Raw genomic sequence first — 24,530 nt, 5'->3', positions numbered from 1 at the left:
TATAAATACAAGGAGATGTGAACTATGAAAATTAAAAATTACGTTTCAGGTGTTTTAGTATTAGGCTTAATTCTTATCAATTCTAGCATGTTATTATTCGCAAATGAAGTCCAACATAATGAAAGTCAAAGTGATGAAGCTATAATTCAGAAACAATTAGATGGATTTAAAGAAATAGACCAAGAATTGCATAAAAATGGAATACAAAGTACAGATAAAGATCCAAATCTTACTAAAGCAACATCAGGTACATATCCAACAAGAATAGGTGCTATACTTGTTACTAAAGATGGATCATCAGGAAAACTTATAGGTCATGCAGGAATAGTTCATACAGCTAAAACTACAGTTGAATCTTTCTCTGATGGTGGAGTAAAAGTATATAATAATAATTGGCGTGATAGATATAATACTATTTATGGTTTAGGAGTAGGAAGTACTACAGCAAATCAAGATAAGACTGCTGCAACATGGGCATATAATAAGAGAAATTCTCCATATAACTGGATATTTGAGCAACCAGAACTTACAAATGCGTTTTATTGTTCTCAATTAGTTTATAAAGCATATAAATCAACAACAGGTGTTAATTTAAATTATGGAGGAGGAGCTGTATTTCCATATGATTTAGTAAGATCAGGAGAAACATATACTTCTTATACTAAAGGTGTTTAATTCATTACAATTTTATCTTAATATATAAAAATAAATAATTAGTCAGATAATATGTTCCTTTTATGGTAGATAGCTTAAACAAAACTACTATCATTAAGGGAACATATTTTTTATTAGAGAATTTAAATTTATTTCAAAAATAGTTAAATTTTATACCATATTATATGTAATAAAAAATTTAAGCATAGTTAATGCATATAAAAAATAAGCTATACATGTTAGCGATAAAGGGGGAATTTTCTTGATTAAAGCAAAAAAATTAAATAAATATAATATACTTTACATTGTAAATATTCTTAAAAAATTACGTATAAGCACTTACCTATTAATACCATTATTATTTTTTTTATTAGTTTTACCAAAACAACTAATTTACATTTCTATATTAACTTTATTATTTTATTCAATTAGCAAATTATATGAAAACAAGCCTTATAAATCTATTGAAGTTGATACTGAACCATTCAATAATGTTGAAACTACCAATGAATCTCATGAATCTAAATTTAAAGATACCTTATTCATCAATCAGATAATTGATAAAAAAGAACATTGTATATTACATAATTTTAAAGTGCATTGGAAAATCTATCTTGAGGAAATGGTTATAGATATAACTACTGTAAAATTATTTTATTATGATAATGGAACTATAGCAAAAATATGTGTATTTGATAATAACATAGACATATATTTTAATGATAAAATAACACTTGAAACGCTTTATTATAAGCTACAAGAATGCAGTTCTTTTTCAGATCTTACATCAATTTAAATCTATTTAGATAAAGTAATGTAAAGTCAATAAATTTTGATGGTATTAACTTTATAAATATACTTCAAGAGAGGAAATAGTTATTCAAGAATATAGACTAGATGTTCATTCTATATTAAAAGAATTTAAATTATGATATTAAAAAATAATTTTCAAAATTAAAACTGTTATTAAGTGATTATAAATCATTTTAATAACAGTTTTTTTATTTCTTATAAAAATTTTCAAAAAAGACTTCTAAATGCCCCATATTATATATGAATTAAATCAAAGCTATCTTCTAGCACTAAAAAAATAAGCTGTCACTATCAGCATAACAAATAAAAAGGAGGTTTTTTTAATGAAATCAAAATCTTTATTATTATCTTCACTCTATCGAAAAGATTTAGGTGAGATATTTAAAAACTTTAATGAGATTAACAGACAAAATATTTTTAAGACAAAAAAAATTTTATTCAATTTAGGATTCCCAGTAAGATATCCAGCTAAAGCAAACACTATATTAAAAAAATTAAAAATTAAAGAGAATAATATAGAAAAAGAAATTGCTTTATTTTATTCAAAACCAGACAATTCAAATGATATTATTACCATTACTAAAGAAAATACCATAAAAATACTTATGGAAGATGGTAATATCTTTGGGGTAAAAAAAATTCTATTCTATTTAGGATTTAAAGTAAATCACTCTAATAATACAGACATTAAATTTAGAAAAACTATATTTAAAAAAAATGCTGAAAAAAAATCAGCTGTACTACTTTATTTAAAATCTAGTAGAACAAATGGAAATATCATAATTTCTAAAGAAAATGCTTTAGGACTTTTGGACGAAGAAATCCATCTTGTAAAATGTATAAATTGTGGTCATTATGATGATTCACTGTATGAGCTATTAGGATTCAATATGCCTTGCTGTGATTTTATTAATAAAACAATTAATAATTGTATGAATTTTCATAAATGTAATTATTATTATGAAAATAAACTAAAAAAATCAAATTATAAAAATTAGGAGTGATTTATATGATTAATTTTGATGAACTACAAAAAAATTTGGACTCCCAAATAGAATTATCAGGAGATGATATATTAATAAGAAATTTATTAGAAATGTGCTCATCCCTTCCAAAAATTAATGAGAAAGTATTAAAAAAGATACCATCAAGAATTTTTGTTAAAGTATCTTCTATGCTATCTATAGATAATGTTGAAGAGAACCATATTATAAATGACATGATTGAATTTGAATATTTAAAAGAAAACTTATCATCAATTCCTCAATCTACTGATGAAGAGGAGGAAATATACTAATGTTTAAACATATTGGCCAATCTGAGAAAAATATATTGATGTATAATCTAAAAGAACTTTCAAAAATAAAGATCTCTTTCAAAGAAAATTATATCAATACAAAACAATTTATTAATATGAAATTATCATTTAATGATGCTTTAGATTTTTATATTAGTTTATTAAAATCTAATAATTGTTATTGTTGTGTAAATAGAAATAAAATCATCTTACAATATCTAAAAAACTTTAATATGATAAATACAAATATTATCAACATTATTCTTAAAAGCACTAGTGATATGATTTCAGAAGTTACTCAAGATGAAAATGCATTTGAGTTAGTTGAAGAATTATTTAATACACTTGAAAGCTTCTGTAATATTAATCATATTTTTACTAGTTATTATGATCTAATCACTTCTCGTTATGAAAAAACTCTTATGTACAATGATACTAATATGTATAAAATATTTGAAGATATTATTTTGTATATAGAAGATTGTTTAGAAATTAGTTCCAAAAAAATCGAAGATACTTATACATTTCATGATGAATTTTATTCTTATTTTACTAATGATATCATGGTTATAGCTATTAATATTGCTATAAAAAATAATATAATATCACTAATAAAAAACCTGTTTATAGATGATTATGGTGATGATTGCTATTGTTCAAGCGGATATACTTTTTTACGTATTTCTACAAATACTCTGAGTAAATCAGGAATTAGAACTGATGTTTTTATATTGATTTTATTAAGTATCTTGGAGGAGAGATATAATGAAAACTATATTATTTGAATTAATAGAGAATAGTAACACAGTTAACCTTATAGAAAATAATAATGGAAGAAAAAGAGTTAAAACATTGCTTGTCTCAGATTTTATAAGTAGTATACTCTCATCTTCTGAATTAAAAAACCTGTCAGATATACCTTTCTTCAGTCCTATATATCAAGAAAAAGATAACATGAAACTTATTCAGACAATTCAATTAAATAAAACAACAAAGATCTATATTATACTTCGAGAGGAACTATCTGCTCCTATGAGTTTTGGTAAAGATTTTTATAGTGATATAGGTATGCCAAATTTATTGTTTGCAATAAAAATTGTTAATAATATCTTTAGTAAATTATATGTATCAGTATCCAAGACAAAAAATATAAATGAAAATACTCAATTATTTATTTATCCATTTTCAAATGTATATAACAATGGAAATGTTTGTTTAGGTTCTAATCAAATTAATTTAGATTTCAACAAAATAGAAAATATTTTTCTAGTACCAAATATCTTTTTTAGCATGGCAAATACTATTGACTACTTTTCTGTAGAAAATAACACACAAAATCTAGATTATTTAGAATTACTAGAATATCTAAATCATAAACAATTTGACAGTAATCTATTAATTAAAAATTATACTTATAACGAATGGACCAAAAAACTTATTCAAAATAAATTATAAATTGGAGGTAAAATGTGATTTTAATATGTGGAAAAAATAATTTCAAAATAAAACGTAATTCATTAAATATAAAATACACTAATGATAAAGGAAAAATTATAGAAGAAGCTGTCAATGCAAATAGACTCTTTGACTTATATGTTTCTTGTGAGAAGGCTATGTTATTTGAATTATTAGATAATCAAGGTAATTATTTAGAATTTATCATTGAAGACATAGAGAATCTCTCAGAATATTTAATTAATGAAAATTCTAGTCTAAATTTATATCTATATTGTGCAGATTTAGAAAAAACACCTATAATATCAACAAAGAAAGAGCTAAAAGAAATAGATAAAAGAAATGTATGTGTTATAAAAGAAGAAATTACTGAAAATACCAAACTTAAAATTATTTCTTTTCCTAAAAATTGGACTAGAAAAATGCAACAATTTTGGTTAAGAAAAAACAAGTATCCTATAGTAACAGAATATTATAATTTTACTTATGATTGTTTCTTAACTCAATATTTAGCATGTTTTGTTAAATATAAAAAAAATATTGTAAGCCTATATTGGTATTCTCCTGAAGATTTATTTAATCCTCAGCTTTTTAATAAAAAATTTGCAATGAAGATAATTAATTAATACATTTATGGAGGTAAATAAAAATGAATTTTACAGAATTATTTAGTAAACAATTAAAAAATTTAAATGAAAAACCTAAAGAGGACAAAAACAATACACCTAGTATAAATGATAATAAAAATAATACAGGTAATGTAAATAAATACTTAAAGCTTGAATCAGAATGTAAAGAATACACAAAGATTATAGTAAAAGTGTTTGGTAAAGTTATAAAAGAAATAGACAATGAAGAAGATATAGAAAATATAAAGATAAAAGGTCTTACAGAAGAAGTACTTTATACTTTTGGATACGAGGAATTGGGTAAATCCCCTGATTGGAGATTGGAACCTAGTCATGATAAAATAGTTGCTTATTTATCTGCTACATATAGCAACTTTAAAAATAAGGGGTAGTACTATGATTTCAATAATAATAGTTGGATGTGGAGCAACAGGAAGTCATTTAATTACATTGCTATCTCAACTGGCCATTTCTGAAAAAAAAATTGATGAAATTATACTCATTGATGGTGATATAGTTGAATCTAAAAATTATCGTAATCAAAAGTTTACTTCTAAAGATTTAGGTATAAATAAAGCAGAGGTCCTTTCAAATAGATATAATAAATTAGGTATAAAAGTATCTTTTATTGATGAGTATTTAGTTGATAAAAAACTTGTTGTAAATTTAATTAAAAATTCTTTAAATGATTTTATACTTATTGGATGTGTTGATAACAATAAAGCACGTATCGTTTTAAATGATGTATTTTATGATAGTTGTATTAATTCTCTAGTTTACATTGATACTGGTAATGGAGAAGGAGATGAAAGAACTGGACAAACTGTAATTGGTGTTAAATGTGAAAATAACATAATACATCCACCTGTTTGCAATTATTTCCCAGAGATTTTGACTTCAAAAGAAGAGGTTAAAAATGAAACATATTCCTGTTCTGAAATACAAAAACATCCCCAAAATTTTGCAACTAATATTCTAAGTGCTACAACTGCTTTCATAATAACAAATAATATCATTTGCTTAAATAAATTTAATAAAAATTTATTTGTATTTAATTCAGATACAGTTTCTATTTTATAAAATAACAAATAAAAATAGCACAAACAAAGAAGCTCTTAAAGGCTTCTTTGTTTATATTATTATACTAGGAGGTAAAGCAATTGCTTAAACATATTGGATATACTGAAAAAATTGCTTTTAGAGAATTTTTTAAATTTCTTTTAAAATATAAAAAAATATGTATGAATTTAGACTTAGATATTATTAATCATACTTTCCAATTAGATGAACTTATAAAATATTATTCAAAAAAATTTTCAATAAATTATATGTTCCATGAAATATATAGTTTAGAATATTTATATATCTGCAAAACAGTATTAGAATATTTTATAAAAAATAATGTAGTTCTAAAAAAAGATATAGACTTTGTTATTCAAGGTGAAATACAAAATCATTTAGAAGATTATTTTGACTTTTGCGATGATTATTGTTCATCAAATTATGATTTAGATATCATTGTTAATTTATTTAAAAATTTCGAGAAGTTTTTTAAGATAAAGTTTTGTTATGAATCACTTAGTCATTTAGGTGTTGAACACATGCCATCTAGTCATGAAGATTATGAGATATTTAAATCTTTCATTATTGCTTTAGAGGATGATATAGGCGAGAATGCTACACATGATGATTTTTTTTCAAATTATAAGAATGATTCTTATGTAATTGCTATTAATACAACATTTAGTAAACATATAATAAATTTAATCAATTGTTCTTTTCCTATTTTAGATGATGATTATAATAGTTGTTATATAAAAGATGGATACACATACTTCATTCTTAGTGAAATCGGATTTCAATCATATTCAATTAACATAAATAGTATTATACTTATAATTTTAGGGTATTTAGAAATTTATTTAAATAAAAGTTATAAGTCTTATTTTAACTTATAGAACTAAAAAAAGTCAGAAATGATTTTATATCATTTTTGACTTTTTTGTTAGCTATTTATTACTAAATGGTTGAATGCTTTGCTTATTCTTTTGACTAAACACCATAATATTTGAATAATTCTCTTTTATTTCTTCCATTAGCTTACCTATTTGTCTGATGTTCTTTTTAGGTTATTCTCATTTAATAAACACTTTGATAAATTGTAATATTATGGAAAAAGTAGTTGACTTTTAGACATTAGTCTAATATTATATTAATTAAGGAAGACAATTGTCTAAAAATACTATAAAAGGGGTTTTATTTTATGAATATGAAAAATATTAAAAAAACATTCGCTTTTTCTTTAGCTGTTATGTCATTATTTTCTACTAGCGTTTTTGCTGATACAATTAACATTAATACACATTCTAAACAGCCTAGTTCTTATTCAATTGATTCAAAAGCAATTAGTGGTACTACTTCATTTACAGCTAATGGTAAAAACTATACTAATCATACAGGTTGTGCAAAATTAGTTGCAGGTGTTACAGGTGCTACCACAATAACTTGCAAATCTGGATCTGTTGATAGTGGAATAATGGGTGCACATGCTAATCTATATAATACAAATGGAACTGTTGTTAAAACTACTGGTTGGAAATATAATACAAATAAAACTAGTGGATTTACAGCTACAACAGGATCAACTACTTCAAAAGGAACATATTATACAAAAGGCACTACTAAAGCTTATAATGGAAGTGGATATAAAACAGTTGGAGCAAAACAAAGCCCAATTGCAACTATGAAGAGTTTAGATATAGAGATCTCAAATGAAGAACTAAAAGAACGTCAATATTTATATGAAACTAAGAATATGATATCAGCACTTGGCGTAGGTGATATTGAAGGTTATGTATCTCTTGATGATTTATATTCTGAAGACAGTCAACCAAATACACCAGAAGAAGCTGTTGCTTATATGAATAAAATAGCAAAATCTAATGAAAAATATAAAAGTATACCTCTTTATGATAAAGATGGAGAAACTATTATAGGAGAATATCATATAGACTTATAATATACATAAAAAAACTGATAGAATTATTTTCTATCAGTTTTTTATTTTAATCAACTTTAAATCTTCCTATAATCTTCACACCTTCTTTATCATAAAGAGGTATACTTTTTTTAAATATATTAAAACTTCTTTTTCTTGTATATAAAACGGCTTCTTCTGGTGTTCTCGGTTGATTATCACAATCGTACAAATCTCTTTGTCTTACATACCCTACTTTCTTTCCTATACCTAGAGCTTGTATAAGTTCTGGCTCAATTAGATTTCCATTTGAATCTGTTACAGATGGACCATATGTCTCTCCATTTTTATTATAGCTAATCTTACCATCAGTATCTCCTAATATATTTTCATTTGGCTCAGAATTAGCATTAATAGAAAACATAGACCCAACTATTATAAAAGTTAATAAAAACTTAAAACCTAGATTAATTTTCCTTTTATCTTCATTAAACATACGATTCAACCTCTTTTTTAAAATAATATTTTTTTCATTTCGAAACTGAGATACACATGTTGAATATTTTAATGTTTTTTTATATTTTATTGTATCTAATATTAGATATGCATATTCTTCGATTTCACTTGAAGTATATTCATCAATTACAATTTCATCACAGGATAATTCACATAATTCATTAAATTGTTTCTTTAGTAAATGACAAATTGGATTAAACCAGTGTATTGTACATACAATACTAACCATAGCTTTAAATAAGTTATCTTTCCTTTTATAATGAACTAATTCATGTCTAAATATAAAGTTTAACTCTCTACTACTATATTCTTTTTCTGGAATTATTATTTTATAATCTCTTAATCCTATAATAGCAGGAGAATAAATCCCTTTAACTCTATATACTTTAAATCTTCTATTTATATTTAATTTTTTTACTTGGGCATCTAATACATTAATAATATCTGCATCCAAAACTTCTTCTTGTAAATTTTCTACATAGTTATAAAATTTATAATTAGCTTTTAGATGGCAAAAAGATATTAATATAATACCTAGTATCCAAATATACATAAATATGTCTAGATTAATACTATAACCATATGATATATAGCTATCAATACTATGTTTATAACTCTTAATTATGTTATTGTTGATAGCCAATATATTTAAATTTATTTTAGATATAAATAACATTCTAAATATTATTAAAATACACATTAAATAATAAAACTTATAACCATATCTATTTACTTTTTTAGTAAATAAAATAAACAAAAGAATTGGTACACTTATATAAATGTTTAATTTCAAAATCTCGATAAAAAGTTCCATAAGATAATTCTCCTACTTTCTTTTTTTTATCCATTTTTCAAGCTCTTTTATATCATCATCTGATATTTCATTTTCACAACCTAGTGATGAAATAAAGCTATGCATAGAATTCTTATGCATAAATTTAAAGAAATCTTTTGTTTCAAACTTCAAATACTCTTCACGTTTAACCTTAACAGTATACACAGTATTTCTACCATCTTTTTCAAACTCTAGAAATCCTTTGTCGCTTAATCGAGAAAGAACTTTTCCTGTAGTCCCTTTTGTCCATTCATGATAATCTTCCATAAAATGAGCTACTTCTCTTGCAGGTATTTTATCCATATCTTTATCCCAGATAAAATTCATAACTAACAATTCAGATTTTGGTATTTTTTTCAATTTAATCACACACCTTTAAATTTATTTTATTAGACATATGTCTAAAAGTCAATATATAAATATCATGTTATATAAATATTATATTAATACAAAGAGATGAAGTAAAAAAGTTCTATTTTTTACACTCCATATTTAATTTCTATTGTTGCGATATTGATATATAACACCATATCATTACAATTCCAGAATTTCTAGTATCTCAAAATCTTTTCGTTACTTTATAAAATCTGTTAAATGAAATGTCATAGTATATAATCAAATTTTTATTCAAAAAACTTTAAAAATTGAACCATATTGTATGTAATAAAAAAATTAGCTATTAATTAGCAACTTAAATTTAAGCTGTATAAATCAGCTACATAAAATGGGGGGAATACATTATGAAAAAAATAAATATTTCATTAAAATTATCTGAAGAGTTAGAACAAATTGTATTTGATAAAGATGAAAGAGTAAGTCTTACTTTAAAAGGTGTATTTTATGTAAATAAACTAGTAGGAGCAAGTATTTTTGAACCAGATAAAATTTATTTTGATGGAGATTATAGAGAAAATCCATATATTATTAATAATGATGATGGTTCAATTTTTAAAGTAATTTCTACCTCACTAGCAGTTTCAAATTATAATAACAATCAAATAGTAACTAAAGCAACAGTAAGTTTTAATGTAGATTCATATCTTTTAGATTCATTTGGCCATATTATTTCTGAAGATTATACAGCTGGTGAAATTTTTAAAAAAGGTACTTCAAAACTTACTGATGACAATTATGTATTGCCTATTAACTCAACATTAGAAATATGTGTAAGTTTAAAAAATACAGAAATTCAAAGAGCTTTAGGACAATATTTATTTAATAAAAATCTTGCTGATAGAAAAGCTCAATCTTTAAGCCAACGAAATGCTTTAAAAAAATTACCTCAATTTAATTGTCCAATTACTAATATAACTGGTTCATCTGGATATAGGATGGCAATTATGACAATTCCTTATTTTTATGATGATGATAAAGAAATTAAAGAAATCATCAATTGTGCAAGAACATTAAATGCTAATGTTTTAAACTGTAAACTTATAAGCATTGATAATGATGAAATCATAGATGCAGTTGATTTAGAGTATCTTAAATCTATTCAAAATTATGATGAAGAAATAAATAAAAAAGAATATTCAAATGAAAGATTAGTATTGTCAACTAAATATGCAGAGTGTAAAAAGAAGATTCCAGAAAAAATAACAAAAGCAATAAACATATTGTTCCCTGATCTCAATTTAGAAGGAGTAAAAAGCTTAAATAATAAAGAAATAAAACTTCTAATACAGTATGCAGAAACATTATAAAATAATTTAACTTATAAGGAGAAAACAATGAGTAATTTAATAAATTTTTTTAAAACTAAATTTAATGAAATAAATCAAAATGGGAATCATAATAAAACAAAAAAAAAGTCAAATAAAAAGAAAAAACTTATCAAAAACCAAATTTCCTTATTTGATTTATATTTTGATAGAACAAATAATATAAAAAGTTCTAATGACAATAATAAATCAAAAGAAATTATTAAAAAAGATATAAAAAAATCCTATAGGAACGATTTAAACAACTGTTTTCAAAATAATTTTACTAAACAAATTACAAATCTAAAATCTAAAATTAGTGAGAAGAAATCAGATATATCTGATTTCTTTTTATCAAGAGAAAATCTATCAACTAATAACTCAGACCGTTATCAAAATAATTTAAATGCTATAACTGTATTAAATAAATTAAATAACTCACAAAAGGATATTACTCTTAATGATAAAACTATTTTATCTAAGTATGTTGGGTGGGGTGGTCTTTCAAAAAAGTTTACTGAAGGTTCTAAAAGTGATGAAGAATTAAAAAAGCTTTTAGGTGATTACTATGACAGTGCAAAAGCTTCATGTTTAACTAGTTTCTATACTCCTGCAATAGTTATAAAGTTTATCTATAGAGTATTGAATAAATTAGGTTTTGAAAAAGGCCGTATACTTGATCCAGCTTGTGGAACAGGTAGATTTTTAGGATTCATGCCTGAAGATATGTATTATAATTCTAAAATATTAGGTATTGAAATGGATAAATTAAGTTCTGATATTGCTACACACTTATATCCATCTTCTAAAATAATAAATATTAAATATGAAGATAGCAAAATAAAAAATGAAAGTATTGATTTATGTATAACAAATGTTCCATTTAGTAATATTCATCCATATGATGTAGAGGATAAGTATCTAAATAAATATAATTTAAATGTTCATGATTATTACTTTGTAAAATCAATTGAAAAAGTCAGAGATATGGGATTAATTATATTTATAACAGCATCTGGGACATTAGATAAAACAGATACTGCTATTAGAAAAATTATCAATGAAAAATGTGATTTTATAGGCTCTATAAGATTACCAATTGAAGTTTTTTGTGATACAGATACAACTACAGATATAATATTTTTAAGAAAGAACAAAAATAAATTATCTTCTGAGAACTGGATAGATGTTGTCAACTATGAAGATTTCTATATAAATAATTATTACAAAAATAATCCTCATATGATGTTAGGTGAGATGGAAATAGTTTCTTCTCAATTTGGTCCAAAACAAGTTCTTAAAAGTACAAAAAGTTTATCTATTAGTGATTATGATAAATTATTGAAATACTTTCCTTCAGATATCTATGAAACACCTCTAAATGATGCATATATGTATGAAGAAGAAGAATTAACGCTTTGTACTGATGATGAACTAAAAGAAGGTGAGTTCATATTAGAGAATGAATTGATTTATCAAAAGCAAGGAAAATATCTTATTCCTTCTTCTTTAATTGGTAAAAGAAAAGAAAAGTTGAAACAGTTTATAATAATTAAAGATACTATAAAAAATATAATACAAGCTCAACTTAATAACTGTACAGATAACGAATTAAATGCCCTTCAGAGAAACTTAAATACTAAATATGATAAATACATTAATGAATATGGTTTCATAAGTTCTAGAGGAAATAAGAAGCTTTTATCTGAGGATACTTTATACTATCTTGTAGCATCTTTGGAAATATATGATAAGCAAAATGATACATATAAAAAAGCTGATATGTTCTCAAAAAGAACTATAGGTAAATCAAAGCCTGAAAAAAATCCTGAAAAAATAGAAGATGCTATTATGATTGCATTCAATAATTATGGATATTTAAATATGGATTATATCTGTAGCATAATGAATAAATCATATCATAATATCAAAGATGAATTATTATCTAAACAACTTGCTTATATTGACCCTTTGACAGGAGATTTAGTGGATAGAAATAGTTATTTATGTGGATATGTTAAAGAAAAATTAAAAGTAGCCAAAGAAGCATCAATAAAAAATAATGCTTTCTTAGTAAATGTTAAAGCACTAGAAGCTAATCAGCCTAAATATGAGACAGATGTATTTTTTAATATTTCATCTACTTGGATACCTTCAAATGTAAAATCTGATTTTATTGAAAAAACATTAGAGCTTAGAAAAAATTCAATTCAACTATTATATTCAACACACCTTGGTTATTCAATAAATTGTTCTGCTTATATACCTATAAATAAAAATGAGTTCATATGGGGTACAAAAAGAAGAAAATCTCTATCTATTGTTGAAGCAGCATTAAACATGAAAACTATAACTATCACTGATAAAGAAACAAAAAATGGTAAAGAAGTTTCTGTCAAAAACTTAGAAGAAACTCAACTTGCTATGAATATATTAGATAAATGGCTTATAGCTTTTCATAGCTATGTAACAAGCAATAGCTATATTCATAAAGAATTACTTGATATATACAATGAAAAGTTTATAGATTATAAAGAAAAAGAATACAAAAACATACTAAATGATGTTAGAATAAATCCTAATATAAAATTGCGAGAACATCAATTAAAAGCGGCTAGTAGAATAGTTACATCTGATTGTAACACCCTTCTATGTCATAGTGTTGGTTCAGGAAAAACTTATACAATGGTTACAGCTGCACAAGAATTAAATAGGATATCTAAAATAGATTCAAAAAGAGGTAATAAGAATCTATTTGTTATACCAAATTCGCTTTGTGAGTCTGGACAATTTGCCAAAGAATATTTTAATTTATATCCTCAAGCAAATATTTTAGCTACTACTTCAAAGGATTTCTCTAAAGCCAATAGAAGAAAAATTATAGCTAAAATCGTTACATGTAACTGGGATAGTATAATAATTCCACATTCTGTTTTAGGATTAATACCTTTAGAAGCTGAAACAGAACTAAAGTTAGTAGAATCAGACCTAAAGGAGTTAAATAAAACGCTTAAGTATTATAGAGATGAGTGTCCTGACTTTTCTATAAAAAAACTTGAAACAATAAAAGAAAGTTATTTAAATAGAATTAAGGAATTAAATGACATGCACAAAGATGAAGCTCTTCTTTCATTTGAAAAACTTGGTATAACAAACTTATTTATAGATGAAGCTCATAATTTTAAAAATTTATATTTTAATACTACTATGCAAGTACCTGGAATATCTTCTTTAAAAACAAAGAAAACTCAGGATTTATACAATAAACTAAGATATTTTAAATCTGTGAATGGAAATAAAGGTGTTACATTTGCTACAGCAACTCCTATCTCTAATAGTATTTGTGAAATGTATACTTTACTTACTTATTTAAATAAACCTTCTCTAGAACATTATGGAGTAGATACTTTTGATGCTTGGGCGAGTACCTTTGGTTCAATCATTTCTTCAATGGAAGTAGATCCAACTGGACAAGGTTTTAGATTTCAACAGAGGTTTGCTAAATTTTGTAATGTTCCAGAATTAGTTAATATATTTAGACAAGTTGCTGATGTGGTTAATATCTGTGATATAGAAAACTTAGATATTCCTAAAGTGACAGAAGGAAAACCTATAGTAGAAATTATAAAACCTACAAGCCAAATGAGAGAATATATAAATTCTCTTGTAGAGCGTGCAGAAAAAATTCATAAAGGCTCATATAATCCAAGAATAGATAATATGTTAAATGTAACTACAGATGGTCGATTAATGGCTGTGAGCCCTGCATTAGTTGGAATTAGTGGTATATCACCAAAAATAATAAAGGTTGGTGAAAATATAGCTTCTTTATATCATGAAGATAAAATAAGTACACATTTAGTATTTTGTGATCTAGGAACACCTACTGGTAATTCACATAATGTTTATGATGATATAAAAAATGAACTCCTAAAAAATAATGTTTTAGAAAAAGACATAGCATACATACATGATGCAAATACACCAGAAAAAAGAAAGAAGCTTATTGATGATTTTAATAATGGTATTATTAGAATATTAATTGGTTCTACTTCTAAAATGGGAGAGGGAACTAATTTTCAAAAACATTTAAAATCACTTCATCATGTAGATGTGCCTTGGAAACCTTCTTCAATTTCACAAAGAGAAGGTAGAATATTAAGACAAGGAAATTTAAATAAAGAAGTATCTATTTTTAGATATGTAGTTGAGGGTTCTTTTGATGCATATTCGTGGCAGACAATAGAAATAAAAGCAAAATATGTAGCTCAGATTCTTAATAATTCTTCATCTTCTAGAACTGCTGAAGATATAGGTAATCAGCTTATGAGTTATGCCGAAACAAAAGCATGTGCTTGTTCTGATGATAGAATTTTAAAATTATGTGAAATAAATAGAGAAATTCAGATAATTGAATTAAACAAAAAAGCATTTTTAAATCAAAATTTACTTACTTTACAAGATATAAAGTCAATAGAAAACTCTATAGAAGCTTTAAATATATCAATATCTAAATTAGAAGAAGATATTAAGGTATATGCTTCTAATTCTAATGATTTTAAAATAACATTAGATGGAAAAACTTATTTTGATAATAAAACAGCTATAGAAACTCTTGGAGAAATTATGGATAGTGGAAAAGTTGGTTTTTTAGGTGAAATTTATGGCCTAAATATAGTTTATGAGAAGGAGTTTACATTTGATAATAAAGTTAGGGAATTTATTTCACTTGGTAATAACTATAAATTTGAATTTTCTGCTTTGAAAACTCCTAAGACTTTAATTAAATATTTTATGGAGTATAGTAAAACTAGCACAGATAAATTAAAGAGCTTAAAAGGAATATATTTTTGTAAGAAAGATGAACTTGTATCTCTTAAGGAAGTTTTAAAAAATAAGTTTACAGAAGATGATAAATTAGAAACTCTTATGATTTCAAAAGCTAAACTTGAAAATGAGTTAAGAATTGGAAATACTGTAATAAAAGAAAACAACTTAGAGCATAATGCAGTAGAAAAAAGTGAATTAATAACTAACCCTGACAATATGCCTATAAAAGATAAAACAGATAGTAATTATCTATTTACAGGCAAAAGGTTCCTTACTAAAGGAGTAGATTGTGAGATTCCAATTAAATTACAAATATTTATGTGGAATTTAATAGATGAGTTAAAGATAAAAAAAGATTATCTTCAAGTATTTGATATAACTCCTATTAATTCTAGTTATGTGTCTGTTACACATAAACAAGAAATACCTAAGTATACATCTACTTATAAAGTAGAACAAAGTACGGATGTGAATTTTGAAATAGATGCTAAAAAAACAATCTTTGTAATAGATGATATTGATCATGTTACAATGCTATTAAGTAGTGAATATTAAATAAAATAATGTATAAAACTTAAAAAATAGATAGATTTATAATCTATCTATTTTTTTCAGTGTTATTTTATCATTATAAATACTTATAGTAAAAATATCTTCCTCTTTTATTTCTAATATTCTTCTCCATTTTAATGGTATCAATATTCGTGGACTTACTCTTCCTTCAGAATTAGGGTGAAAGTATATTAATTTTTCTACTTCATCTATTAAATTATTTTCTGGACCTTCATTGTCTATACTTTTTTCTATTGTAATTTTATCACTATAAAGTCTTAATCTAAATTTATCTTTTTCTTTAACATTTAGATATATTATCCAGGCTAATGGAATGCTTATTAATGATGTAATCCTTAATTTACTCTTTACAAAGATGAGTTTTTTATCTTTTTCATCTTCTAATGGCCATGCCAAGATTTTACAAATACTAACTAAAGTTGTTGTAGATATCTTATTTTTTAGTATCCTTGTGTATGTACTACTATGTATTCCTAGATATTTACAGAATTGTCCTTTTGTAAACTCAAAGTCTTTTCTCTTCAATTCTATTTTTTCAGCAATATTCATTATTTATTTTTACCTCTTTCAACAAATATTTATATTAACTACAGTAACATACTTTATGTTACTGTAGTTAATATAAAAAGTTTCAAATTTTTTTTTAAATAGCCCCATATTATAAGAAGAAATAAAAGTATAAGCTATGTATTTTAGCAAATAAAAATTAGCTGTATTTATCAGCTTAACAAAATAGGGGGTATTAAAATGTTTCAAAAACTAAACTTAACAAATGTAAAATGTTATGATGATAAAACAATAGATTTATCAAAGCCAATAGTCATAACAGGTAAAAATGGAGTAGGAAAATCATCTATCTTAGAAAGTCTTATATTTGCAATATTAGGATATATACCTGGTTGCGATAAAAAAACATCTGATATGATGAAAATATCAAAATATCAAAATGGATTTTCTGTAAAATTATATACAGACAATGGAATTATACAAAGATCCTTGAATTCAAAAAAATCAAGTGGTAGTGAAGAGCTGTATTTTTCAGAATCTAAAGAGAGTAAACTTAGTGGTAAAAACAAAGATATAATAGATAAACTTGGAATAAATACAACTTTTTTTGATATTAATAATTTTCTTTCTTTAAACTCAAATGATAAATCTAAACTAATTTATTCTTTAATATCGACTGGTAAGTATGATAAACATTATCTAAGTTCAAAATTAGATAGTATTATCCCAGAAAACATATTAAATGAGTTGATGTATGCATATCAAGATAAATATTCATTTGAAGAAAATCTTAATAAATTATTAGATTATGTTTCAAATAATAAAAAGATTATATCCAATGATATAAAAGAAATTAAAGCAATTATCTTTCAGTTAACATCATTAAAATGTGATACAAAAATTGATATAAACAATAACATAGATAATGAAATTGAAAAAAAGCAGTCAGAAATTTATAAATTAAGAAATGATATAGATAATATAAAAAAAGAAACTCTAAAAAAATCTGAGATATTAAACAAATATAATAATCTCAAAAATAAAATTGAAGTAAATAAAGATAAAAAGAAAGACCTATATAGTGAAAAGGAAAAGTTGCAAAAAAATATTTTTAAACTACAAGATTTTAAATTTGATAATGAAATTAATACAAAGCTAACAGAGTTAAATAATACTTTAAAATCTCTAGAGCTTACTGGTATTGAAATTAAAAATAAAAAAACTAATATAGAAAATAAAATTAAAACTAATAATGATTTAATAAAAACAATAAATGAGAGAAATAAATTGAAAAAATGTATTATTGATGAAAATATATACTGTAACAACATGGAAGGCTTTAATTCATCAATAAATGCCTTAAACGATGAATTAAAATCCTTCTCCAATATTTATAATGATATATTAAATAAGTATAATTTAGCTAGAAAAGATTATCATGAAATTGGTAAAACTAAAAATAGTCTTTTAGAAACAATTAGTGAACAAGAAAATAAGATAAAAGAAAATAACATTGAATTATCAAATATAAAAGAAAGAATTAATAATATTGACAAAGAAATTCTGAATATAGATAATCTAACAGCTGAGTTGGAAGCATATGAGCATGCACTTAAATTATTTAATAACTCTGGTAATATAGATTTACTTGAAAAAATGTTATCTTTATCTCAAAAAGATTTAATTGATTTAAAAGATAAATGGAAACAACAATTAGATATAAAACAAAATATGATATTGTTAGAAAAAAATGAATCTATTAGAGAAGATAAAGAAATAAAATTAGAACATTACAAATCATTAGAGAAGCTTTTAAAACAAGAAAAATCCAATTTAATCAATAATGGTATAAAACCTTTTATACATTTGATGAACCAGGTTTTATTAGAAATTGGGATTAATAATAAAACTGTTTTTATTAAAAATGAAAAGAATAAGGTTGATTTTGGATTTATAATGAACTCTAAAGAGATATCTTTTGAAGCTCTATCAACTGGTGAAAGCTTGATATTTTTAATTGCTCTGATGGCTGCTATCTATCAAAGCAATGATTCATACTTTAAATTACTTGCTCTAGATAATTTAGAATTACTTGACCATGACAATTTAACATTTATTTTTAAGAACATTGATAAGTTAAATAAATACTTTGATAATATAATACTAATAGGAGTGTTAGATCACTTTAATTTAGAAGAATTCTCCAATAGTATAAATATTCATAGAATATAACATTAAAAGGGAGAGGTATTATAATACCTCTCCCTTTTAATGTTATAATGTAATGGTGTACCATTGTAGAGTTAAAATTTAAAGGAGACATATTCTATGCTAATATATTTATCATTAATTGATTCAGAAGATGACAAATTAAAGTTTGAAGAAATCTACATACAATATAAACAAATAATGTTTTATACTGCTAATAATATATTAAAAGATGAGCATCTATCAGAAGATGTTGTACATAATTCTTTTATAAAAATAATAAAAAACCTATCAAAAATTAATCAAGTTAATTGTCCCAAAACAAAAGCTTTTATCGTTATAATAGTTGAGAGAACAGCAATAGATTTATATAGAAAGAGAAAAAAACAAAATATAGTATCAATAGAAGATGATTTCTATAATACTGAAATATCAAAATCACTAATTGAAAATAATAATGAAGATTATGATGAAATTGATACAGCCATAGCAAATCTCCCACCAAATTATCGCCAAGTTATTCTCTTAAAATTTAGTCATGATTATTCTGATGCTGAAATATCAAAATTACTAAATATATCACAGGATAATGTACGTAAAAGAATACAAAGAGGAAAAAAGAAACTGAAAGAAATCTTAATTGAATTGGAGGTGCAAAGCGTTGAGTAAAATTAATATTACAGATGAGATGCTTTATAGACATGCTTCAAATGCTGAAAAAATTATTCTAGATCAATTACCACCAGACGAAGAATTAAATCATGTTTTTTCTAAAAGATTTGAAAGGAAGATGAAAAAACTAATTCGTCAAGAAAAAAGAAATCCTTTCATTAAATATACTGTTATCTATTTAAAACGAGTTGTAGTTGTATTTTTAATAGTTGTAACTGGATTATTCACAATAACTATGAGTGTTGATGCTCTTCGAAATCAATTTATCAAAATTGTAATAGAAATTTATGAAGATTTGACAGAATTTATTTTTTCTAAAGATATTCAAACTGATAAGGAACTTGATTTTATATTAAAAGAACCTAAATATATACCAAAGGGTTTCAAAGAAGTTGAAAGAGAAAGTTCTAAAGAAAGTATTTTTATTGGATATGAAAATACCAAAGGTGATGAAATAAGATACCGTTCAAATCAAATTAATTCAAGTTCTGTAATAATAGACACAGAAAACGCAGAAGTAAGTAATATAACTATAAACAAAAATAAAGCTAAGTATGTTGTCAAAGACGATACTATAATTTTATTTTGGAATGATGAAAAAGATACATATACTATATATCTAGATTCTATCAACAAAGAACACTTGAAAAATTATAAAGAAGAATTACTGAAAATTGCAGAAAACATAAAATAAAAAAATTTTTACAGAAAGTGTCACAAACCACCTTTTTATTTCGTTATCTAAGTGTAAAGAAAATAAGGGGGTGGTTTTTTGTACTATAAAAAAATCTTTTTTACAGGAGCTTGTGCCTTAACACTTATTTCATCATTTGGAATACAAGCACTGGCATATGAGCCTTTAGAAACTAGTGAATATCTAGAAGATGGAACTGTTTTTATGGTAAATATTAAAGGAGCTGGTTGTGATTTGAAAATTACTTCTGGAAAAGCTCATATCTCATGTTATGTAGATGGTAAATTAGGAACTTCAACATCTATTACAGCAAAATTACAACAAAAAAATAAATCTGGAACATGGACCAATATTTCTACCTGGTCAAATTCTAAAAAAAGTTCTTGTAGTTTATCTAAAGATGTTAGTGTATCAAAAGGACATTCTTATAGATTATCGGTAACTGTAAAAGCAGGAAATGAGAGCAAAACAATATTCAGTCCTATTAGAGTTTATTAGTTATAAATTCCATAAAATCTTGGATATTTATAAATTTAATAAAAATATTAAAATAAAAATTTGTTTTACATTAGAGGAGGAGTAAATATGAGTTTAAAAAACAGAAAAATGCGTACAATATCATTGGTTTTGATAAGTAGTTTTATGATTTCTAGTTTCCCAGTTAGTACATTCGCTTTAAGTAATAATGACAGTAACATAATATTAAGTCAAGATAAAAATATTTCTGTAAATATTCTTGAAGATAATAGTGAAAAAAGAGTTGTTGAAGTAATTAGTAATGATACAAAAACTGTAGTTACATATGATAAAATTAATAATATAATTACAGGAGATGAAGTTAATTTAAATACTGCTGAAAAGAATTATATAAATATTGATCTTAACGATACATCTTCATATGATAATGATAATAGTATATCTTCAAGAAAAGCTCAAATTACAAATTCTTCAAGATTTTCTAAAATCTATTATGCTGCTAATGGAAAGAAATGGTCAATAAAAAATACAAAAGGTTCACTTAAAGGTCGCACAGAAACAAGTAAGAACTCAGTTAATCTATACAGATTTAAAGATGCAGTAGATTCTTGCAGAAAACTAGAAAATGCATCTTCTCGTGGTATGGATACTACTAAACTTGGGTTAGCTATTGCTGGAGTTACAGCTGAAACAGGTGTTGGAGCTGTTATTGGTATTTTTACAGCTATAGGTGGAGCTTCAAGTGCTGCTTATAAGTTTTATGATTCTCTTCAGTATAGAAAAGAAGCAGACAGACTATTTAGTATGTTATAAATTATAGGAGTGGTTTTCAATGTTGATAAATTATTATGATAGGGGTTATTTCAAACAAATATATATTACAAGTATTCTTGTGATAATATTTTCGATAATATGTGCATTCAAAGTAACTTTTCTATTCTTGTTACTTGCAGGGTTTTATTTTGAACAAACATATAAGTTTTTAATAAAGTATAAAAATAAACTTTATATTTCAATTACAGATGATGATATTTTAATTGATAACAAATATATTTTCAGAGGTAAAAATACTAAAAACCATATAAAATTTGAAGATATAATAAGTGTTAATAAACAAGATAATATTATCGAAATTTTCACAAATGAAAACTCTTATTGTATATATCTAAAAGCTTTAAGCATTGAAAGCGAAGAATATCTAATAAGTAGACTAAAATAATTTTGTTGATTTTACATGTTCTAAATAAAAAGGAATATCTTTTTAGATATTTCTTTTTATTTAAGTTTTTTAAATGTTAATTTAGCACTTTTTTTTGCTTTTTTAATATAATATTTACTTTTTAAATCTTCAAATAAACAAAGCCCATTTTGAAATAAAGAATCAAAAACTACGAAAGTAACAAGTGCTTCAGTAAAAGAATCTTCTGATATAATTTTAAAAGCTTTATTTAAAATATCTGTATGAAAAAACTCCAATTTCATAAGAATATAAGATAAAAAAAGTATTAAGTAGATTAAGAGTTTTGTTAGTTCAAAAAATTTAAACTTAAATAAATCAGAAAATGCATATAGTAATATATATATATATATTGCTATAATTAGAGTAAAAGCATAACAAAAAAGTTTAGTATCATCTTGTAATGAATTAGATTTTATTTGTAACAGTATAATTAGAAAAAGAATCAATATAAAAAATACAATAATTATCATTAAAAAAATTAAAATAGATAAAATAGCTTCAAAACCTGTATTTGTTCTATTAAGAGATCTCTTTTTTAAGCTCTTAAATGTTACAATACTTGAAATGAAAATCAATAAGAGGTATAAATAAGTAATAAAATTACCAGGATAAAGACCTCTTAATTTTAATTCTAATATAATCATAATGCCTAAAATAATAGGAAAGCACTCTTCAAGTCTCAATAAATAATTAGTTACAACATTTCTAGCATCTTTTTTAAGAAAATTATATGATATAATAATAAAATATGCTAAAAGAAAAAATAGAAATTCTATAAAAAATCCAATTTTTAAAGACCAAAATTCTAAATCATAATTTATAAAAAGGAAAAAATACATAATTTCAAAAATTTGAATATTAAAACATATCCGAAAAATCCTAAATTCTTTTGAAAATTCAGTGTTAAGGCTAATTTTTTCTCGTTTTATTAACCCAAATAAAATTGTAAATAAAAAACATTCACTTAATACTAAAGATACAGACAATATAAAAGATATCTCTATATTCATATCTCTATCAAGAGATTTCAAATAATAACTCATTAAAAATGTGAGCGTTATCTGAAAGGCAATTATAAATATTATGTAATATGTATATTTGTCTTTTTCTTTGTAATACATAAAAGTCTATTCCCCCATTTCAAATTGAACACTAATTAATCTAATTTTACTATATGAGATAGAATATAAACTTTTGAAGAATCTTTCTATACATAAGTAAGTTGTATTTGACATAATACAAGTAAAGTAACTTAATAAAATATAAATTTATTCTTTGGGATATGGTAAATTATATTTTATTGCATATTCTATTGCAATTTTTTTAATTGGTGCTCCACAATTCCATTTATCTTCTACTGCCTTTTCATAAACTTTTTTATTAATATTATCATCCTCTTCTAAAATATCTTCTTTTTCTCCATACTTTACATCTTGAGAGGCTTTTATTTTTTCATTAATATAATTTTCATTTTTATTTTTTAAACTTCCATTAAAATTATCAAATTTATTTTTTGAATATTTTCTCTTAGATTTTTGTTCATTATATAATCTATTATCATTTTCAAATTCTTTAATTGTTTTAATATTTTTCTCTTTTAAATTTTCTAATATTTTCTTTATGTAGCTGTATTTTTTCTTAATATCATTTTCAGAAACATTTATAAAAATTTGTTCCCAAATTTCTATATCTAAATTATCAATGTTTTTTTCTATCAATTTTTTCATTCCTGGTTTTACTTCTTTATCAACTTTTAATTTAACATATAGATTTTCAATTTTATTGATTTTATTTTCTTCATCAACAACAACCTTAAAATCAGTATCACTAGAATCAGTATTACTATACGGTAAATTTTCCCGTTCTTGTACGGTAGTTTTTACTGTTCTTGAACGGTAGTTTTTACCGTTCAAGATTTTTTTTAGTTTTTTCTCTGAACGGTAAAAACTACCGTTCAAAGTATTTTTAAGGTTTATGGACTTATTTTTTTCTTCTTTTTCTCTATATTTTAAAATTCTTTCTCTTTCAAGTATGCGTTTTTCTTCAACATTATCTTTAAATTTATCTATATACAATGATAGTTTATTTATTTTAACATCAACCTGTTTAAGATATAAAAGATTAGATTTGCCTTGCCCTGTTTTATCTTCTTCTAATAATCCAAAATTTATAAGTTCATTTTTATAACCACGTGCAGTTTTCTCACTTACTCCTAAAAATTCACTCATAGAGATCTGATCACATTTAATAAATAACCTATTTTTATCATCATACCATTGATTTGAAAGGGACAACTTAGTTCTATCTAATAAAAATCCATATAGTATTTTAGCTTGAACTGAAAGAGGTTTCTTGTCAGATGGCTTAATATATTTATCCTCATAAAACAAAGCTTTTGGAATTTGTATATGTAATTGTTTTAAATCTTCTTCTACTGTAAAATAATCTCCCAT

At 23.9% G+C, this 24,530-nt stretch carries 24 protein-coding genes; 19 read left to right on the top strand and 5 right to left on the bottom strand.

Going from position 1 to position 24,530, the window contains the following annotated elements; all coding sequences use genetic code 11:
* Positions 1-24 precede the first annotated feature (24 nt).
* The 11 genes from ACTG44_RS20400 to ACTG44_RS20350 all read left to right on the top strand — a co-directional run bounded on the left by ACTG44_RS20400 (position 25) and on the right by ACTG44_RS20350 (position 7,867).
* Complete coding sequence (locus ACTG44_RS20400) at positions 25-675, top strand: YiiX/YebB-like N1pC/P60 family cysteine hydrolase (RefSeq protein WP_021383440.1); 651 nt, start codon at positions 25-27, stop codon at positions 673-675.
* 241 nt (positions 676-916) lie between these two features.
* Positions 917-1,450, top strand: a complete 534-nt coding sequence (locus tag ACTG44_RS20395) for a hypothetical protein (protein ID WP_021383391.1) — start codon at positions 917-919, stop codon at positions 1,448-1,450.
* Between the two features lie 340 nt (positions 1,451-1,790).
* Positions 1,791-2,465 carry a hypothetical protein gene (locus tag ACTG44_RS20390; RefSeq protein WP_021383394.1) on the top strand — a complete coding sequence of 225 codons (675 nt, stop codon included), beginning with the start codon at positions 1,791-1,793 and terminating at the stop codon, positions 2,463-2,465.
* Positions 2,466-2,476: 11 nt separating this feature from the next.
* Positions 2,477-2,764, top strand: coding sequence for a hypothetical protein (locus tag ACTG44_RS20385; protein WP_021383382.1), 288 nt, complete (start codon positions 2,477-2,479; stop codon positions 2,762-2,764).
* Positions 2,764-3,549 carry a hypothetical protein gene (locus ACTG44_RS20380; protein ID WP_021383367.1) on the top strand — a complete coding sequence of 262 codons (786 nt, stop codon included), beginning with the start codon at positions 2,764-2,766 and terminating at the stop codon, positions 3,547-3,549. The genes ACTG44_RS20385 and ACTG44_RS20380 overlap by 1 nt, the downstream gene beginning before the upstream one ends.
* Entirely contained in the window at positions 3,530-4,219 is a 690-nt protein-coding gene (locus ACTG44_RS20375; protein ID WP_021383400.1) for a prokaryotic E2 D family protein, read from the top strand. The genes ACTG44_RS20380 and ACTG44_RS20375 overlap by 20 nt, the downstream gene beginning before the upstream one ends.
* A 14-nt stretch (positions 4,220-4,233) precedes the next feature.
* Entirely contained in the window at positions 4,234-4,845 is a 612-nt protein-coding gene (locus ACTG44_RS20370) for a hypothetical protein (protein ID WP_021383417.1), read from the top strand.
* Positions 4,846-4,868: 23 nt separating this feature from the next.
* Entirely contained in the window at positions 4,869-5,240 is a 372-nt protein-coding gene (locus ACTG44_RS20365; RefSeq protein WP_021383437.1) for a hypothetical protein, read from the top strand.
* A gap of 4 nt (positions 5,241-5,244) precedes the next feature.
* The gene (locus ACTG44_RS20360; RefSeq protein WP_021383416.1) at positions 5,245-5,928 is read left to right on the top strand and encodes a ThiF family adenylyltransferase; all 684 of its coding nucleotides are present in this window, start codon (positions 5,245-5,247) and stop codon (positions 5,926-5,928) included.
* 80 nt (positions 5,929-6,008) lie between these two features.
* Positions 6,009-6,806, top strand: coding sequence for a hypothetical protein (locus ACTG44_RS20355; RefSeq protein ID WP_021383349.1), 798 nt, complete (start codon positions 6,009-6,011; stop codon positions 6,804-6,806).
* Positions 6,807-7,111: 305 nt separating this feature from the next.
* On the top strand, positions 7,112-7,867 hold the full coding sequence (locus ACTG44_RS20350; RefSeq protein WP_021383434.1) for a hypothetical protein: 756 nt from the start codon (positions 7,112-7,114) through the stop codon (positions 7,865-7,867).
* Positions 7,868-7,913: 46 nt separating this feature from the next.
* Here the strand turns inward: ACTG44_RS20350 and ACTG44_RS20345 are convergent, their stop codons facing one another.
* Both ACTG44_RS20345 and ACTG44_RS20340 read right to left on the bottom strand, forming a co-directional pair.
* The gene (locus ACTG44_RS20345; RefSeq protein WP_021383427.1) at positions 7,914-9,155 is read right to left on the bottom strand and encodes a M56 family metallopeptidase; all 1,242 of its coding nucleotides are present in this window, start codon (positions 9,153-9,155) and stop codon (positions 7,914-7,916) included.
* A gap of 12 nt (positions 9,156-9,167) precedes the next feature.
* Positions 9,168-9,536 carry a BlaI/MecI/CopY family transcriptional regulator gene (locus tag ACTG44_RS20340; protein ID WP_021383418.1) on the bottom strand — a complete coding sequence of 123 codons (369 nt, stop codon included), beginning with the start codon at positions 9,534-9,536 and terminating at the stop codon, positions 9,168-9,170.
* A 380-nt stretch (positions 9,537-9,916) separates the two neighbouring features.
* Between ACTG44_RS20340 and ACTG44_RS20335 the strand changes: the two genes are divergently transcribed.
* Together ACTG44_RS20335 and ACTG44_RS20330 are read left to right on the top strand one after the other, a co-directional pair.
* Entirely contained in the window at positions 9,917-10,879 is a 963-nt protein-coding gene (locus tag ACTG44_RS20335; RefSeq protein ID WP_172693291.1) for a hypothetical protein, read from the top strand.
* A 27-nt stretch (positions 10,880-10,906) separates the two neighbouring features.
* Entirely contained in the window at positions 10,907-16,261 is a 5,355-nt protein-coding gene (locus tag ACTG44_RS20330; protein WP_235684374.1) for a DUF960 family protein, read from the top strand.
* A 36-nt stretch (positions 16,262-16,297) separates the two neighbouring features.
* Here the strand turns inward: ACTG44_RS20330 and ACTG44_RS20325 are convergent, their stop codons facing one another.
* Complete coding sequence (locus tag ACTG44_RS20325) at positions 16,298-16,828, bottom strand: helix-turn-helix domain-containing protein (RefSeq protein WP_021383392.1); 531 nt, start codon at positions 16,826-16,828, stop codon at positions 16,298-16,300.
* A 198-nt stretch (positions 16,829-17,026) separates the two neighbouring features.
* Here ACTG44_RS20325 and ACTG44_RS20320 point away from each other — a divergent pair, with 198 nt between their 5' ends.
* The 6 genes from ACTG44_RS20320 (at position 17,027) to ACTG44_RS20295 (ending at position 22,056) form a co-directional block, all read left to right on the top strand.
* Entirely contained in the window at positions 17,027-19,018 is a 1,992-nt protein-coding gene (locus ACTG44_RS20320; protein ID WP_021383351.1) for an AAA family ATPase, read from the top strand.
* A gap of 96 nt (positions 19,019-19,114) precedes the next feature.
* Positions 19,115-19,663 (top strand): RNA polymerase sigma factor, encoded by a 549-nt coding sequence (locus tag ACTG44_RS20315; protein ID WP_021383439.1) that lies wholly within the window; start codon positions 19,115-19,117, stop codon positions 19,661-19,663.
* Positions 19,656-20,360, top strand: coding sequence for a DUF4367 domain-containing protein (locus ACTG44_RS20310; RefSeq protein WP_021383420.1), 705 nt, complete (start codon positions 19,656-19,658; stop codon positions 20,358-20,360). Before ACTG44_RS20315 ends, ACTG44_RS20310 begins: the two co-directional genes overlap by 8 nt.
* 78 nt (positions 20,361-20,438) lie before the next feature.
* Entirely contained in the window at positions 20,439-20,858 is a 420-nt protein-coding gene (locus ACTG44_RS20305; protein ID WP_102822253.1) for a hypothetical protein, read from the top strand.
* Positions 20,859-20,945: 87 nt separating this feature from the next.
* The gene (locus ACTG44_RS20300; RefSeq protein WP_021383423.1) at positions 20,946-21,650 is read left to right on the top strand and encodes a geobacillin-26 family protein; all 705 of its coding nucleotides are present in this window, start codon (positions 20,946-20,948) and stop codon (positions 21,648-21,650) included.
* Between the two features lie 19 nt (positions 21,651-21,669).
* Positions 21,670-22,056 carry a hypothetical protein gene (locus ACTG44_RS20295; protein ID WP_021383350.1) on the top strand — a complete coding sequence of 129 codons (387 nt, stop codon included), beginning with the start codon at positions 21,670-21,672 and terminating at the stop codon, positions 22,054-22,056.
* A gap of 56 nt (positions 22,057-22,112) precedes the next feature.
* Here ACTG44_RS20295 and ACTG44_RS20290 read toward each other — a convergent pair whose 3' ends face one another.
* Together ACTG44_RS20290 and ACTG44_RS20285 are read right to left on the bottom strand one after the other, a co-directional pair.
* Entirely contained in the window at positions 22,113-22,319 is a 207-nt protein-coding gene (locus ACTG44_RS20290) for a hypothetical protein (protein WP_479921708.1), read from the bottom strand.
* Between the two features lie 1,026 nt (positions 22,320-23,345).
* The coding region (locus tag ACTG44_RS20285) for a replication initiator protein A (protein ID WP_102822251.1) at positions 23,346-24,530 on the bottom strand (1,185 nt) is incomplete at its 5' end.

This window comes from Clostridioides sp. LIBA-2809 (genome assembly GCF_056688965.1).
Note: the sequence above shows the minus strand (reverse complement) of the source record. Positions and strands in the feature narration are given on the sequence as shown.

Coding starts and splice junctions, on each gene's coding strand:
- ACTG44_RS20400 (WP_021383440.1), top strand. CDS start 25: ATGAAAATTAAAAATTACGTTTCAGGTGTTTTAGTATTAGGCTTAATT.
- ACTG44_RS20390 (WP_021383394.1), top strand. CDS start 1,791: ATGAAATCAAAATCTTTATTATTATCTTCACTCTATCGAAAAGATTTA.
- ACTG44_RS20385 (WP_021383382.1), top strand. CDS start 2,477: ATGATTAATTTTGATGAACTACAAAAAAATTTGGACTCCCAAATAGAA.
- ACTG44_RS20380 (WP_021383367.1), top strand. CDS start 2,764: ATGTTTAAACATATTGGCCAATCTGAGAAAAATATATTGATGTATAAT.
- ACTG44_RS20375 (WP_021383400.1), top strand. CDS start 3,530: ATGAAAACTATATTATTTGAATTAATAGAGAATAGTAACACAGTTAAC.
- ACTG44_RS20365 (WP_021383437.1), top strand. CDS start 4,869: ATGAATTTTACAGAATTATTTAGTAAACAATTAAAAAATTTAAATGAA.
- ACTG44_RS20360 (WP_021383416.1), top strand. CDS start 5,245: ATGATTTCAATAATAATAGTTGGATGTGGAGCAACAGGAAGTCATTTA.
- ACTG44_RS20350 (WP_021383434.1), top strand. CDS start 7,112: ATGAATATGAAAAATATTAAAAAAACATTCGCTTTTTCTTTAGCTGTT.
- ACTG44_RS20345 (WP_021383427.1), bottom strand. CDS start 9,155: ATGGAACTTTTTATCGAGATTTTGAAATTAAACATTTATATAAGTGTA.
- ACTG44_RS20335 (WP_172693291.1), top strand. CDS start 9,917: ATGAAAAAAATAAATATTTCATTAAAATTATCTGAAGAGTTAGAACAA.
- ACTG44_RS20330 (WP_235684374.1), top strand. CDS start 10,907: ATGAGTAATTTAATAAATTTTTTTAAAACTAAATTTAATGAAATAAAT.
- ACTG44_RS20325 (WP_021383392.1), bottom strand. CDS start 16,828: ATGAATATTGCTGAAAAAATAGAATTGAAGAGAAAAGACTTTGAGTTT.
- ACTG44_RS20320 (WP_021383351.1), top strand. CDS start 17,027: ATGTTTCAAAAACTAAACTTAACAAATGTAAAATGTTATGATGATAAA.
- ACTG44_RS20315 (WP_021383439.1), top strand. CDS start 19,115: ATGCTAATATATTTATCATTAATTGATTCAGAAGATGACAAATTAAAG.
- ACTG44_RS20300 (WP_021383423.1), top strand. CDS start 20,946: ATGAGTTTAAAAAACAGAAAAATGCGTACAATATCATTGGTTTTGATA.
- ACTG44_RS20295 (WP_021383350.1), top strand. CDS start 21,670: ATGTTGATAAATTATTATGATAGGGGTTATTTCAAACAAATATATATT.
- ACTG44_RS20290 (WP_479921708.1), bottom strand. CDS start 22,319: ATGAAATTGGAGTTTTTTCATACAGATATTTTAAATAAAGCTTTTAAA.